The organism is Mycobacterium sp. IS-1496, from assembly GCF_001499995.1.
In the GTDB taxonomy this organism is placed as follows: Bacteria; Actinomycetota; Actinomycetes; order Mycobacteriales; family Mycobacteriaceae; genus Mycobacterium.
Map to the genome: position 1 here is coordinate 1 of NZ_LQIU01000001.1, position 14,722 is coordinate 14,722.

13 protein-coding genes are annotated in these 14,722 nt (G+C 68.9%); 7 read left to right on the forward strand and 6 right to left on the reverse strand.

Features of this window, described 5'->3' with window-relative positions; all coding sequences use genetic code 11:
• Positions 1-95 precede the first annotated feature (95 nt).
• A complete protein-coding gene (locus AU195_RS00005) occupies positions 96-596 on the reverse strand; it encodes a methylated-DNA--[protein]-cysteine S-methyltransferase (protein WP_059157017.1) in 501 nt (166 codons plus the stop codon).
• Between the two features lie 2 nt (positions 597-598).
• On the reverse strand, positions 599-2,083 hold the full coding sequence (locus AU195_RS00010) for a DNA-3-methyladenine glycosylase 2 family protein (protein ID WP_157530972.1): 1,485 nt from the start codon (positions 2,081-2,083) through the stop codon (positions 599-601).
• 118 nt (positions 2,084-2,201) lie between these two features.
• Between AU195_RS00010 and AU195_RS00015 the strand changes: the two genes are divergently transcribed.
• Positions 2,202-4,019, forward strand: coding sequence for a fatty acyl-AMP ligase (locus AU195_RS00015; RefSeq protein WP_059157019.1), 1,818 nt, complete (start codon positions 2,202-2,204; stop codon positions 4,017-4,019).
• 2 nt (positions 4,020-4,021) lie between these two features.
• On the opposite strand, the gene AU195_RS00020 is transcribed toward AU195_RS00015, so the two are convergent.
• Positions 4,022-5,638, reverse strand: a complete 1,617-nt coding sequence (locus AU195_RS00020) for an adenylate/guanylate cyclase domain-containing protein (RefSeq protein ID WP_059157020.1) — start codon at positions 5,636-5,638, stop codon at positions 4,022-4,024.
• Positions 5,639-5,688: 50 nt separating this feature from the next.
• On the opposite strand from AU195_RS00020, the gene nucS reads away from it, so the two are divergent.
• Together nucS and AU195_RS26080 are read left to right on the forward strand one after the other, a co-directional pair.
• Positions 5,689-6,360: an endonuclease NucS gene (gene nucS, locus AU195_RS00025; protein WP_059157329.1), complete on the forward strand. Its 672-nt coding sequence runs from the start codon at positions 5,689-5,691 to the stop codon at positions 6,358-6,360.
• Between the two features lie 17 nt (positions 6,361-6,377).
• Positions 6,378-6,674, forward strand: a complete 297-nt coding sequence (locus tag AU195_RS26080) for an Rv1322 family protein (RefSeq protein WP_082702911.1) — start codon at positions 6,378-6,380, stop codon at positions 6,672-6,674.
• A gap of 4 nt (positions 6,675-6,678) precedes the next feature.
• On the opposite strand, the gene mce is transcribed toward AU195_RS26080, so the two are convergent.
• Positions 6,679-7,149, reverse strand: coding sequence for a methylmalonyl-CoA epimerase (gene mce, locus AU195_RS00030; RefSeq protein WP_059157021.1), 471 nt, complete (start codon positions 7,147-7,149; stop codon positions 6,679-6,681).
• 93 nt (positions 7,150-7,242) lie between these two features.
• Between mce and AU195_RS00035 the strand changes: the two genes are divergently transcribed.
• The 4 genes from AU195_RS00035 (at position 7,243) to AU195_RS00050 (ending at position 10,187) form a co-directional block, all read left to right on the forward strand.
• Complete coding sequence (locus AU195_RS00035) at positions 7,243-8,424, forward strand: acetyl-CoA C-acetyltransferase (RefSeq protein WP_059157022.1); 1,182 nt, start codon at positions 7,243-7,245, stop codon at positions 8,422-8,424.
• Between the two features lie 61 nt (positions 8,425-8,485).
• Positions 8,486-8,866 (forward strand): DUF3817 domain-containing protein, encoded by a 381-nt coding sequence (locus AU195_RS00040; RefSeq protein WP_059157023.1) that lies wholly within the window; start codon positions 8,486-8,488, stop codon positions 8,864-8,866.
• Positions 8,867-8,879: 13 nt separating this feature from the next.
• Positions 8,880-9,779, forward strand: coding sequence for a tetratricopeptide repeat protein (locus AU195_RS00045; protein ID WP_059157024.1), 900 nt, complete (start codon positions 8,880-8,882; stop codon positions 9,777-9,779).
• A 159-nt stretch (positions 9,780-9,938) separates the two neighbouring features.
• Positions 9,939-10,187: a hypothetical protein gene (locus AU195_RS00050; RefSeq protein ID WP_059157025.1), complete on the forward strand. Its 249-nt coding sequence runs from the start codon at positions 9,939-9,941 to the stop codon at positions 10,185-10,187.
• 72 nt (positions 10,188-10,259) lie between these two features.
• Here the strand turns inward: AU195_RS00050 and glgB are convergent, their stop codons facing one another.
• Together glgB and AU195_RS00060 are read right to left on the reverse strand one after the other, a co-directional pair.
• Entirely contained in the window at positions 10,260-12,539 is a 2,280-nt protein-coding gene (glgB, locus tag AU195_RS00055; RefSeq protein WP_059157330.1) for a 1,4-alpha-glucan branching protein GlgB, read from the reverse strand.
• Positions 12,540-12,547: 8 nt separating this feature from the next.
• On the reverse strand, positions 12,548-14,635 hold the full coding sequence (locus AU195_RS00060; RefSeq protein ID WP_059157331.1) for an alpha-1,4-glucan--maltose-1-phosphate maltosyltransferase: 2,088 nt from the start codon (positions 14,633-14,635) through the stop codon (positions 12,548-12,550).
• Between the last annotated feature and the right edge of the window lie 87 nt (positions 14,636-14,722).

Here is a 14,722-nt window from a genome sequence, read left to right on the forward strand (position 1 = left end):
GGGTGGAAAAGTAGGACACCGCCGAACACCCTTTACCCTCGGCCCTCCGACCACAATCGGAGGGCCGAGGCATTTCTATGGGTAATGCTGTGCGCTCAATCGAATAGCGTCGGAATGGCGGAATGGAATTGCTTTTCCATTCCGAGGAGCATTCGCTTCCTTTCGATTCCGCCGCCATATCCGGTGAGGCTTCCATTCGAGCCGATCACGCGGTGACACGGCACGATGATGCCGATCGGATTGTGGCCGTTCGCGAGTCCGACGGCCCTGAATGCGCCGGGAGCTCCGATCTGCTTGGCGATCTCGCCGTACGACCGTGTCTCCCCGTACGGAATGGTCGTCAGCGCCTCCCACACGCGGCGCTGAAACGCGGTGCCGACCAGATCGAGGTCGAGGTCGAACGCCGTGAGTTCGCCGGCGAAATACGCATTCAGCTGCTCGACGGCGTCGGCGAACGCGGTTGCGTCGGGCACCCAGCCTTCGCGGCTCGGTTCATAGGTCTGATCGACCATGCGCAGATGCATCAGGCGATCGTCGCGGCCGGCCAGGGTCAACAGACCGACCGGACTGTCGACGGTACGGAATCGGATCGTCACTGTCAGACCTCCTTCGGGGGCCAGTCGTTGACCGGATGGTCGAGCGCCGTCCACAGGTGCTGCGTCGCATAGGCCCGCCACGGCCGCCACCGCGAACTGTGCGCGGCGAGCGCTCGCGCATCATCCGGGAGGCCGAGGTGTCGGGCGGCGGTGAGCACGCCAAGGTCGGCCACCGGGAAGGCGTCGGGATCGCCGAGGCCCCGCATCGCGATCATCTCCGCGGTCCAGGGGCCGATGCCGGGCAGCGCGGTGAGCTGCTGTCGCGCCTCGTCCCAGTCGCATCCGGGGTCGAGACGGACGTCGCCGGCCGCCAACGCTTCGACGAGCGCCCGCACAGTGCGCTGCCGGCTGCGCGGCACCGCGAGATGGGCGGGTTCGATGTCGGCGAGCTCCTCCACGGTGGGGAACACATGGGTCAGACCGCCGTGCGGATCGCTGATCGGACGACCGTAGTGGGCGACGAGCCGGCCGGCGTGCGTCCGGGCCGCCTTCAGGGACACCTGCTGACCCAGGACGACCCGCCCCGCCAGCTCCGCCTCGTCGACCGTGCGCGGGATGCGCTGGCCGGGCGCCTTCGTCACCAGTGCGGTGAGTTCGGAATCGGCGCTGAGCACGTCGACGACGGCCTCCGGATCGGCGTCGAGGTCCACCAGGCGCCGGCACCGCGCGATCGCGCTGGAGAGGTCGCGGAGATCCTCGAGGTGGAGGACGCAGTCGACATGATCGTCGCGGGGGGTGAGGCTCACGATGCCGTGCCCCTTCGACAGCCGAAGCGTGCGCCGGAACGCCCCGTCGCGAAACTCCTCCACCCCCGGGACCGCGCTGGCCGCCAGGTGGCCGAACACCCCTTCACAGGCGAACGGCCTGCGCACCGGGAGGCGCAGCGCGAGTGACCCTGCGCCTGTCTCGGCAGATCCGTACCGGCGTCGCGCCCGCTCCCGCATCGCGGTGGGGGTGCACGCGGACGTGGCGCGCACGGTGTCGTTGAACTGCCGGATGCTCGAGAAGCCCGCGGCGAACGCCACATCGGAGAACGGCAGATCGGTGGTCTCGATCAACACCCGTGCGGTCTGTGCCCGCTGCGCACGGGCCAACGCGAGCGGGTTGGCGCCGACTTCGGCCTGCAGGATGCGCTGCACCTGCCGCGTGGTGTAGCCGAGGCGGTCGGCCAGGCCGGTGACGCCGTCGCGATCGACGGTGCCGTCGGCGATCAGGCGCATCGCCCTGGCGGCCACATCGCCGCGGACATTCCACTCCGGCGAACCCGGCGACGCGTCCGGCCTGCAGCGCTTGCAGGCCCGGAACCCGGCCGCCTGGGCGGCCGCGGCGGTCGGATAGAACCGCACGTTGCGGGCGAACGGCGGCCGGACGGGACAGCTTGGCCGGCAATAGATCCGCGTGGTCAGCACGGCGGTGACGAACCAACCGTCGAACCGGGCGTCCTTGGACTGCACGGCCCGGTAGCAGCGGTCGAAATCGTCGTACATGCTGTCAGACTTACACGCCGTCACCGACAACACCGGCGGAAATCCGACATGGTCGTGGGCGGGCGAACCCGTGCGTCGGCGCCGAGACGCCACGGCGACATTCCCTAGACTCGTCGCCATGAGCGGCAGTACCGGCCAGGTGGTTCACGAAGGTCTGCTGAAGATCGAGGACTGCCTGGACGCCGACGGCAACATCGTGCTGCCGCCGGGCGTCACGCTCATCTCCCTGATCGACCGCAACATCGCCGCCGTCGGCGACGCGGTGGCGTACCGCTACCTGGACCACACCGGCACCGACGACGTCGCCGTCGCCGAACTCACCTGGACCGAACTCGGTGTGCGGCTGCGGGCGATCGCCGCGCGCGTGCAGACGCTCACCTCCCGCGGCGACCGGGTGGCGATCCTCGCGCCCCAGGGGCTCGACTACATCGCCGGATTCTTCGCCGCGATCAAGGCGGGCACCATCGCGGTCCCCCTGTTCGCGCCCGAACTGCAGGGCCACGCCGAACGCCTGCGCACCGCACTCGGAGACGCCCGCCCGACCGTCGTGCTCACGACCACCGCGGCGGCCGGCGCCGTCGACGACTTCCTCGCCGGCCCGGTCGGTTTCCCGCGGCCGCACGTCGTGCTGCTCGACCAGATCCCCGACGATGCGGGCGACGCCTTCGTGGAGCAGCCGGTCGACGTCGACGACGTCTCGCATCTGCAGTACACCTCCGGCGCGACCAGGCCCCCGGTCGGCGTGGAGATCACCCACCGGGCCGTCGGCACCAATCTGCTGCAGATGATCCTGTCGATCGACCTGCTGGACCGAAATACCCACGGCGTCAGCTGGTTACCGCTGTTTCATGACATGGGGCTGTCGATGCTCGGGTTTCCCGCCGTCTACGGCGGACACTCCACGCTCATGTCGCCGACGGCGTTCCTGCGCCGTCCGCAGCGATGGGTCCGGGCGCTGGCCGAGGGATCCCGCCACGGCCGCGTCGTCACCGCCGCGCCCAACTTCGCCTACGAATGGACCGCTCAGCGCGGGCTGCCGGAGGCCGGCGACGACGTCGACCTGAGCAATGTCGTGCTCATCATCGGGTCCGAACCGGTGAGCATGGCGGCCATCGACACGTTCACCGCGGCCTTCGCGCCGCACGGGCTGCCGCCGACGGCGTTCAAACCGTCCTACGGCATCGCCGAGGCGACGCTGTTCGTCGCGACGATCGCCCCCGACGCGCAACCGTCGGTGGTCCATCTCGATCGCGGACACCTGGCCGCCGGCCGGGCGGTCCGCGTACCTGCCGACGCCAAAAGCGCTGTGCCGCAAGTGTCGTGCGGTCAGATCGCCCGGAGCCAGTGGGCGGTGATCGTCGACCCCGGCTCGGGGGAGGAACTGCTTGACGGGCACATCGGGGAGATCTGGCTGCACGGCGAGAACATCGGCCGTGGTTACTGGGCGCGGCCCGACGAGACACGCGAAACCTTCGGCGCGACACTGAGATCCGCCGTCGGAGGTCACGCCGACGGGGTACCCGAGAGCGGTCGCTGGCTGCGCACCGGCGACCTCGGCACCTACCTCGACGGCGAGCTGTACGTGACCGGCCGCCTGGCCGATCTCGTGGTGATCGACGGGCGGCAGCACTACCCGCAGGACATCGAGACCACCACGGCGGACGCCTCGCCGCTGGTGCGCCGGGGCCACGCCACCGCGTTCACCGTGCCCGACGAGCAGCTGGTGATCATCGCCGAGCGGGCGTCGGGAACCCGCCGCGCCGACCCGGCTCCGGCCGTCGACGCGATCCGCGAGGGGGTGCGGCAGCGGCACCGTATCGACGTCGCCGACGTGCGTTTCGTCCCCGCCGGCGCCATCCCGCGGACCACGAGCGGCAAGCTGGCCCGTCGCGCCTGCCGCGCCGAGTATCTCGACGGCACGCTGCGCGGGACCTGAGATCAGGCCAGCAGGGCCAGGCGGGTGGGCTCGTCGTGGCCGCGCAGGGTCACCGTGTCGCCCAGCGTCCAGTGCCCGCGTTCGGAGTCGGTGGCGGCCGCGACGGTGTCGGATGAGGCGACGAGCCGGCCGGGCGCCGACTTCGCGAGTTCGCACAGCCGTGCAGCCTCGTTGACCGGTTCGCCGATGACGGTGTACTCGAAGCGCTCCCTGGCGCCGACGTTGCCCGCGACCACCTTGCCTGCGGCCACCCCGATGCCCGCCTGGCATTCGGGCACCTCGTCGGCCAGGCGCCCGGCGATGGCCCTGGCCGCCGACAGCGCCTCGTCCTCGGCGTTGTCGAGTGCGACCGGGGCGCCGAACACGGCCAGCACCGCATCGCCTTCGAATTTGTTGACCAGGCCGTGATGACGATCGACCTCGTCGACGATCACCGCGAAGAACCGATTGAGCAGCTCGACGATCTCCACGGCGGGCCGGCTGGTGACCATCTGCGTCGATCCGATGATGTCGACGAAGATCACGGCGGCGTGGCGCTCTTCGCCGCCGAGTTCGATCTGTTGCTTCTCGGCCGCCAAAGCGACTTCCCGGCCGACGTGGCGGCCGAACAGGTCGCGCACCCGTTCGCGTTCGCGCAGACCCTCGACCATCTTGTTGAAACCCCGCTGCAGCTCTCCGAGTTCGGTGCCGTCGAAAACGACCAGCTGACAGTCGAAGTCGCCCCGCTCGACGTTCTTCAGCGCCGCGCGCACCACCCGTACCGGCGTCGCGATGAGCCAGGACAGCAGCCACATCAGGATCAGCCCGAAGAGCAGCGCCACGATGGCGATGATCATCACGGCGACCCCGAACTGCGTCGCGGTCAGATTCTGCATCGACAGCGAGAACACGGCCAGCATGAGGATGCCGAGCACGGGCACACCGGAGCCGAGCAGCCAGACCGTCATGGTGCGGCCCATGACCCCGTGCGCGAACCGGCGTGGCGGGCGGCCCGCTTCGAGCGCCTGGGCCGCGATCGGCCGCAGCGAGAACTCGGTGATGAGGTAGCAGGCGGTCGCCACCACGATGCCGGGGAAACCCACGGCGAACAGGAACCGGGGGATGAAGGCCGAATCCTGCAGGCCGTACAGCACCGTCAGGAGCACGGTGCCGACGCCCCAGAACCACAGCAGCATCTTGGCCACCTTCGACGGCGCCAGGAACACGTTGCGCTGGTCGGTGCGGGTGGGAGTCCGCTCCTCGATCGCCCACCGCAAGGAGCGGACCGTGCGGGAGGTGATCCAGGCCGTGCCGATGAGCAGCGCGACCACCATGTAGGCGGGCACCACGACCCAGGTCAACCAGGCCGGTGCGTCGGAGAACACGCTCGGCACCGGGATGGCCACGGCGTTGAGGAGCAGCGAGACCGCGATGCCCAGGATGTTGGTGAACAGGATGAAGAACGTGAGGATGACCTGGATGCGGATACGCCGGCGCTGTTGGTCCTCGTCCGGCCTTCCCAGCAGCCACGAGCCGTAGTGGGGGGTGTCCGGCAGACGCCCGCTCTGCCTGGTCACCTTCTCCAGGAGCAGTCCCAGCCGCTGTGGAACGCTTTTCTTGGCGGTCGTCGTCGCGTCCATTGTGCCGCCAGCCTAATTTGCAGAAGTGCGCAGACCCTAATGTTGTGCGGGTGCGTCTCGTCATCGCCCAGTGCACGGTCGACTACATCGGTCGGCTGACCGCCCATCTGCCCTCTGCGCGCCGACTGCTGTTGTTCAAGGCCGACGGTTCGGTCAGCGTGCACGCCGACGACCGGGCCTACAAGCCGCTGAACTGGATGAGTCCGCCGTGCCGGCTGAAGGAGGAGGCCGGCGACACCCACCCGGTGTGGGTGGTGGAGAACAAGGCCGGCGAGCAGTTGCGGATCACCGTCGAGGACGTCGAGCACGACTCGAGCCACGACCTCGGGATCGACCCCGGGTTGGTCAAGGACGGTGTCGAGGCCCACCTGCAGAAGCTGCTCGCCGAACATGTCGAACTGCTCGGCGACGGGTACACGCTGGTGCGCCGCGAGTACATGACCGCGATCGGGCCGGTGGATCTGCTGTGCCGCGACGAGTCCGGGCGCTCGGTGGCCGTGGAGATCAAACGCCGCGGCGAGATCGACGGTGTCGAACAGCTCACCCGCTACCTCGAACTGCTGAATCGAGACAGCCTGCTCGCGCCGGTGTCCGGGGTGTTCGCTGCCCAGCAGATCAAGCCGCAGGCGCGCACGCTGGCCATAGACCGCGGGATTCGTTGCCTCATACTCGATTACGACCAGATGCGCGGTATGGACAGCGACGAGTTCCGGCTCTTCTGAAGCCCTAGACTGCCCTTATGCCCAGGCGCCGTCACCCGTCGCGGCCATCGCGCCCGCTGCCTCCGCTGTTCACCGGGCGACGCGTCGAGACCGGCCCCGACGGCTATGACTACGAGGTACGGCCGGTGGCCGGCGCACGCGCGTCGAAGACCTACCGGTGCCCCGGCTGTGATCACGAGATCCGGCCCGGCACAGCACATCTGGTGGTCTGGCCAGCGGACGCGGGGGAGGCCGCGGTGGAGGATCGCCGCCACTGGCACACGCCGTGCTGGACGCACCGGGCCACGCGGGGCCCGACGCGCAGATGGTCTTAGTGGGTCAGTGCTCGGCCGCGGGTTCGACGAGCTCGATGAGCACGCCGCCGCCGTCCTTGGGATGAATGAAGTTGATGCGCGAGTTCGAGGTGCCGCGGCGGGGCTCGTCGTAGATGAGCCGCACGCCCTGCTCGCGCAGCCGCGCACTGAGTGCGTCGAGGTCGCTGACACGGTAGGCGAACTGCTGCAGGCCGGGTCCGCGCTTGTCGAGGAACTTGGCGATCGTCGAGGTGTCGTCGAGCGGCGACATCAGTTGGACCTGGGTGCTGCCGACCGCGGCGCCCCGTACCGACAGCATGGCCTCGCGGATGCCCTGCTCCTCGTTGACCTCTTCGTGCAGCACGATCATGCCGAGGTGGTCGTGGTACCACCGGATCGCTTCGTCCAGATCCGGCACCGCGACACCGACGTGGTCGATCGCGGTCACCAGGGCGGTGGCCAGTACTGGACGGGCGTCAATTTGCTCGGCAGTCATATCGCAAAGGTAACCTAACGGCATCGGTTCCGAACACCTCAGGTCCGCTGTATAGCCTCATCGGAACCGCCTGAAACCCGCTTGGAGGTAGTGATGACGACGTCGGTGATCGTTGCTGGAGCCCGGACGCCGGTAGGCAAGTTGATGGGTTCGCTGAAGGACTTCTCGGGCAGCGACCTGGGGGCGGTCGCCATCAGGGCCGCCCTGGAGAAAGCGGGCGTGGCCCCGTCGGCCGTCGAGTACGTGATCATGGGTCAGGTGCTCACCGCAGGCGCCGGGCAGATGCCGGCCCGCCAGGCGGCGGTGGCCGCGGGCATCCCGTGGGACGTGCCTGCGCTGACGATCAACAAGATGTGCCTGTCGGGTATCGACGCGATCGCACTGGCCGACCAGTTGATCCGCGCCGGCGAGTTCGACGTGGTGGTGGCCGGCGGCCAGGAGTCGATGAGCCAGGCGCCGCACCTGCTGGTGAACAGCCGCGCGGGTTACAAGTACGGCGATGTGACGGCGGTCGACCACCTGGCATACGACGGCCTGCACGACGTGTTCACCGACCAGCCGATGGGCGCACTCACCGAGCAGCGCAACGATGTCGACCAGTTCACCCGCGCCCAGCAGGACGAGTACGCGGCGCAGTCCCATCAGCGCGCCGCCGCGGCGTGGAAGGACGGGGTGTTCGCCGACGAGGTGGTGCCGGTGTCGATCCCGCAGCGTAAGGGCGATCCGCTCGAGTTCGCCGAGGACGAGGGCATCCGCGCCAACACCACGGCCGAGTCGCTGGCCGGGTTGAAGCCGGCGTTCCGCAAGGACGGCACGATCACCGCCGGCTCGGCGTCGCAGATCTCCGACGGCGCCTGCGCGGTCGTCGTGATGAACAAGGCCAAGGCCGAGGAGCTGGGCCTGACCTGGCTGGTGGAGATCGGCGCCCACGGTGTGGTCGCCGGGCCCGACTCGACGCTGCAGTCGCAACCGGCCAACGCGGTCAAGAAGGCGATCGCCAAGGAGGGCATCACCGCCGACCAGCTCGACGTGATCGAGCTGAACGAGGCCTTCGCCGCGGTCGCGCTGGCCTCCACCCAGGAGCTCGGCGTGGATCCCGACAAGGTCAACACCAACGGCGGCGCGATCGCGATCGGCCACCCGATCGGGATGTCGGGTGCCCGCATCACGCTGCACGCGGCGCTCGAACTGGCCCGCAAGGGTTCCGGCTACGCGGTCGCCGCCCTGTGCGGCGCCGGTGGCCAGGGCGATGCGCTGATCCTGCGTCGCCCCTGACGCGTCGCCCTCCGGCAGCGTCTACGACGGCTTGTAGTAATCGAGGCCGGCTTGAGGCACAATGGCGGCCATGTTCGGTGCTTTCGATCTGCGTAGCCCTGTCGGCTGGCTCCGGCTCGTCGGCCTGCTCGAGGCAGTGAGCTGGGTCGGCCTGCTGCTGGGGATGTACTTCAAGTACCTCGGCAGCCCGAGCACCGAGATCGGGGTCAAGATCTTCGGCCCCGCCCACGGCGGCGTGTTCGTCGCGTTCGTCGTGGCCGCCGTCGTGACCGGGTTCACCCTCCGGTGGAGGCTGTGGACGTGGTTGCTGGCGGGGCTGGCGAGCATCGTCCCGCTCGGCACTGTGATCTTCCTCATATGGGCAGAGCGCACGGGCCGGATGGGCGCCGGCGCGGCGCCCGCGATGGGTCGGCCAGGCCGCCCGGTACCCGAAACGACGTGACAGACTTGCACGCGTGACACGTCCACGACCTTCCATCGGGCCGGCGCTGGCCGGTGCGGTTGATCTGTCCGCGCTCAAGCAACGCCCCGCCGCCGAGGCGGGCGGGCCCGCCGCGACGGGCGGCCCCGGCGGGGTCGAGATCACCGAGGCGAATCTCGAGGCCGAGGTGCTGGTCCGCTCCGGCCAGGTCCCCGTCGTCGTGCTGCTGTGGTCTCCGCGCAGCGACTCCAGCGTGGCGCTGGGCCAGACGCTCGCCGACCTGGCAGGCGCCGACGCAGGCAGGTGGTCGCTGGCGACGGTCAACGTCGACACCACCCCGCGGGTGGCGCAGATGTTCGGCGTGCAGGCGGTGCCCACGGTCGTCGCGCTCGCCGGCGGCCAGCCGATCTCGAGCTTCCAGGGTCCGCAACCGGCCGATCAGCTGCGGCGCTGGATCGATTCGCTCCTCGAAGCGACCGCCGGGAAGCTGCCGGGTGCCGGGGATCCCGATCAGCCCGAGCAGGTCGACCCCGAGGTCGCGCAGGCGCGCGCCTTCCTCGACGACGGGGATTTCGACGCCGCACTCAGCGCCTACCAGGCGATCCTCGACGCTCAGCCGAACCACGCCGAGGCCAAGGGGGCGGTCCGGCAGATCGCGTTCCTCCAGCGCGCGACGACCCAGCGTCCCGACGCGCCGACCGTTGCCGACGCCGCACCCGACGACGTGGACGCCGCCTTCGCCGCGGCAGACGTCGAGATCCTCCAGCAGCAGGTCGAGGCGGCCTTCGAGCGGTTGATCGCCTTGGTCAAGCGCACCGCCGGCGACGAGCGCACGCGGGTGCGGACCCGTCTCATCGAACTGTTCGAGCTGTTCGACCCGGCCGATCCCGAGGTGATCGCGGGCCGGCGCAAGCTCGCCAACGCGCTGTACTGAGCACCGCGGTCCCGGCGCGTTCCCGGACCTCTTCGATCACTTCCTGCCAGCCGTCGGTCAATCACTGCCAACGGGATGGATGGCGCTGACCTGCAGGTTGTTGCAGTCAGACCGGCCAGGAAATCCCTCCAGACCGAACGGACACGAAGAGGCAAGAACATGAACAAGTTCGGATTCGCCACCATCATCGCCGGCGGACTGGCCACCGGATTCCTGGCCTTCGCCGCCCCCGCCCAGGCCGCCCCCTCCGGACCCGGCAACGCCGCCGACACCATCAGCTCCCTCGACGACCGCGGCTACCAGGTCCGCGTCACCCAGCAGGGCATGAGCAAGCCGCTCGACCAGTCCAGCATCGTCTCGGTCCGCTACGACAACGACGACCGCGTCGTATACGTCACCACCCGCTGACCACCCACCACGACGTAAGGGGCGCCCCACCCGGGGCGCCCCTTTCTCGTCGGCGAGGTTGCGGAAGGGTGCCTAGGACAGCGGCGGATCCGTCGCGGGCTCCTGCACGACGGGCGCCTCGGCGGACACCGGTTCGAACCACAGCGCGGACAGCGGCGGCAGCACCATCACCGCCGAGGCAGGGCGGCCGTGCCACGGTTCGTCGCTGGCCTGCACGGCCCCGTAGTTGCCGATCCCCGCGCCGTTGTAGTCCGACGCGTCGGTGTTGAGCACCTCACGCCAAGTGCCGGCGTGCGGCAGGCCCAGCCGGTACTGGCTGTGCTCGGTGCCGGAGAAGTTGAACACGCACGCCAGCACCGAACCGTCGTCGCCGTAGCGCAGGAAGCTCAGGACGTTGTTGGCCGAGTCGTTCGCGTCGATCCACGAATAGCCCTCGGGTCTGGTGTCGTGCGACCACAGCGCCCGGTGGCTCGTGTAGATCCCGTTCATGTCGGAGATCATCCGCAGGATGCCGCCCGAGTAGCTGTTCTCGTCGAGCTGGTACCAGTCGACGCCGCGTTCCTCCGACCACTCCGCGCGCTGGCCGAACTCCTGACCCTGGAACAGCAGCTGCTTACCGGGGTGCGCCCACTGGTAGGCGAGCAGCTGCCGCACACCCGCGGCCTTGCGGTGGTCGTCGCCGGGCATCCGGCCCCACAGCGTGCCCTTGCCGTGCACCACCTCGTCATGGCTGATCGGCAGCACGTAGTTCTCGCTGAACGCGTACAGCATCGAGAACGTCATCTCGTGGTGGTGGTAGCTGCGGTGGATCGGATCGCGGCTGATGAACGCCAACGTGTCGTTCATCCAGCCCATGTTCCACTTCATCGAGAAGCCCAGGCCGCCGAGATTCGTCGGCCGGGTCACCCCGGGCCACGACGTCGACTCCTCGGCGATCGTCACGATGCCCGGGCTGGCCTTGTGCACGGTGGCGTTCATCTCCTGCAGGAACTGCACCGCCTCGAGGTTCTCGCGGCCGCCGTAGATGTTCGGCGTCCAGCCGCCCTCGGGCCGCGAGTAGTCCAGGTAGAGCATCGACGCGACGGCGTCCACCCGCAGCCCGTCGACGTGGAACTCCTGCAGCCAGTACAGCGCGTTCGCGACCAGGAAGTTGCGCACCTCGGCGCGGCCGAAGTCGAAAACGTAAGTGCCCCAGTCCAGCTGCTCACCGCGGCGCGGGTCGGCGTGTTCGTAGAGTGCGGTGCCGTCGAACCGGCCGAGCGCCCACGCGTCCTTGGGGAAGTGGGCGGGCACCCAGTCGACGATCACCCCGATGCCCGCCTGGTGCAGGCGGTCGACGAGATAGCGGAACTCGTCGGGCGTGCCCAGGCGTGACGTCGGCGCGTAGTACGACGTGACCTGGTAGCCCCACGAGCCGCCGAACGGATGCTCGGCGACCGGCAGCATCTCGACGTGGGTGAATCCGTGCTCGACGACGTATGTGGTCAGCTGGTCGGCGAGCTCGACGTAGGACAGGCCCGGCCGCCACGACATCAGGTGCACCTCGAGGGTGCTCATCGGCTCGAAGACGGGATTCTGGGCGGCCCGCCGGCTCATCCACGTGTCGTCGCTCCACGTGTAGGTGCTCGTGGTGACCCGCGATGCGGTCTGCGGCGGAACCTCGGTGGCGAACGCCATCGGGTCGGCCCGCTCGCTCACCACACCGTCGGCGCCGTGGATGCGGAACTTGTAGAGCCCGTCGACCGGGAAGTCCGGCCAGAAGAGCTCCCACACACCGGTCGAGCCGAGGACGCGCAACTGCGCCTCGTTGCCCTCCCAGTGGTTGAAGTCGCCGATCAACTGGACACCCTTGGCGTTGGGCGCCCACACCGCGAAGGAGACGCCCTCGACGACGCCGTCGGGGGTGGTGAAGCTGCGCGGATGCGCGCCGAGCACCTCCCACAACCGTTCGTGGCGGCCTTCGGAGAACAGGTGCAGATCCACCTCGCCCAACGTGGGCAGGAACCGGTACGCGTCGGCGGTGTGGTGGATGTGCGGCTGGTCGCCGCCGTGGTCGTAGCTGACCTCGAGGCGGTAGTCGATCAGGCCGGTGAACGGCAGGGTCACCGCGAACACGCCAGCCTCGAGGTGGGTGAACACGTGCCGCTCACCGCCGACGACGGCCGCGACCTCAGTCGCGTGCGGACGGTAGGCCCGGATCACGGTGTGGTCCTCGTACTCGTGCGCCCCGAGGATCGAGTGCGGGTCGTGGTGCTCGCCCGCGAGCAGCCGGTTCAGGTCGGCGGTGTGCGGCCGCAGGTGCGGGCTGGTGGTCACAGTGCTGTCGTCGGTCAGTCGCTTCGTCTTGGCCATGCGTGTGTTCACTCCCTACGCAGTAGGTTGAGTCGTTGGTCGGCGGGCACCTGGGGCATGTTGAGCACATGCGCGACCGCCCTGGCGGGCTCGATGCGCACGTAGTTGGACTGCCCCCACTGGTATTCCTCTCCGGTGATCTCGTCGCGCACCCAGAACCTGTCGTAAGGCTCCATTCCCAGTGCGGGCATGTCCAACCACAACGTGGCCTCCTCGGGCCCGAACGGGTTGAGCGTCACCACGACGAGCACCTGATCACCGGTGGCCGGGTCGAACTTGCTGAAGGCCAGGATGGCGTCGTTGTCGGGGTAGTGGAACCTGATGGTGCGCAGTTCGTGCAGCGCCGGATGCACCCGCCGAATCTCGTTGAGGCGCGTGATGAACGGTTCGAGCGACTCACCGTCGGCCAGGGCGGCGTCGAAGTCGCGCGGACGCAGTTCGTACTTCTCCGAGTTGAGGTACTCCTCGCTGCCCTCCCGCACCGGCCGGTGTTCGAACAGTTCGTAACCGGAGTACACCCCCCACACCGAACTCATCGTCGACGCCAGCACCGCGCGGATCGCGAACATGCCGGGACCGCCGTGCTGCAGGCTCTCGTGCAGGATGTCGGGGGTGTTGACGAACAGGTTGGGCCGCGCGTAGTCGGCGTGCTCGACGATCTGCTCACCGAACTCGGTCAGCTCGCTCTTCGACGTGCGCCACGTGAAGTACGTGTAGGACTGCGTGTAACCGAGTTTCGCCAGCCCGTAGAGGCGGGCCGGCCGGGTGAAGGCCTCGGCCAGGAACAGCACGTCGGGATCCTCGGTCTTGATCTGCCCGATCAGCCACGCCCAGAAGTTGGGCGGTTTGGTGTGCGGGTTGTCGACGCGAAAGACCTTGACGCCGTGGGAGATCCAGAACCGGACCACCCGCAGCACCTCCATGTACAACCCGGCCGGGTCGTTGTCGAAGTTCAGCGGGTAGATGTCCTGATACTTCTTCGGTGGGTTCTCCGCGTAGGCGATGGTGCCGTCGGGCAGCACCGTGAACCACTCCGGATGCTCACGAGCCCACGGATGGTCCGGCGCGCACTGCAGCGCCAGGTCGAGTGCCACCTCGAGCCCCTGGTCGCGGGCGGCGGCCACGAACTCGTCGAAGTCGTCGATGGTGCCCAGTTCCGGATGCACTGCATCGTGGCCGCCCTCGTCGCTGCCGATCGCCCACGGGGATCCGACGTCGTTCGGTCCGGCGGTCACGCTGTTGTTGGGACCCTTGCGGTGCACCTTGCCGATCGGGTGGATCGGCGGCAGGTACACCACGTCGAAACCCATCCGGGCGACCCGGGGCAGCGCCTTGGTGGCGGTGGCGAACGTGCCGTGCACGGGGTGGCCCTGGCTGTCCCATCCGCCGGTGGAACGGGGGAAGAACTCGTACCAGGAGCCGAAGCGGGCCAGCGGGCGGTCCACCCACACGCCGTATTGCTCACCGCGCGTGACCAATTCGCGCAGCGGATACTGATCGAGCAGCGCGGTCACGTCGGCGGCCAGCGCGGCGCCCGCCCGGTAGAACGGATCACCCGGTTCGCGCAGTCGTTCGACCGCCTGCATCAACGGGTAGCGGTCCTGGCGGGGGACACCGGTGGCGGCGCGCTCCAGAAGACGCGCCCCGACGAGCAGATCGTTGTCGAGTTCCGACTCGCTCTGGCCGGCGTCGAGTTTGGCGGTGACGTTGTGGCGCCACGTGGCGATCGGATCGCCCCACCCGTCGACGCGGAAGGTCCACAGCCCGACCGTGTCGGGGACGAAGTGGCCGTGGAAGACATCGGGTGTGCGGCCCTGACTCATCGGCAGCGCCTGCGGTTTGACGCGCGGTGAGGCGGAGACGACCGCCTCGATGGGGACGGCCTCGGCGGCGTTCACCCGGCCGACCGGTGCCTCGGCGAGGTCGGGATACGACGTGCCGTGATAGCGCACCACCAGCGTCGCGGAGACGGCGTCGTGACCCTCGCGCCACACGGTGGCGCTGACCGGCACCACCTCGCCCACCACCGCTTTGGCCGGATACCGGCCGCCGGATATCACGGGCGCGACGTCATCGATTCCGATACGGCCGGCCACCAGCACTCCTCTTGAATCGGCGCGACCACCAGCATCGTCGGCGTGGCCACTGTCGGTTGACTCTGTCTCGGTTGGTTCTCGATTGAC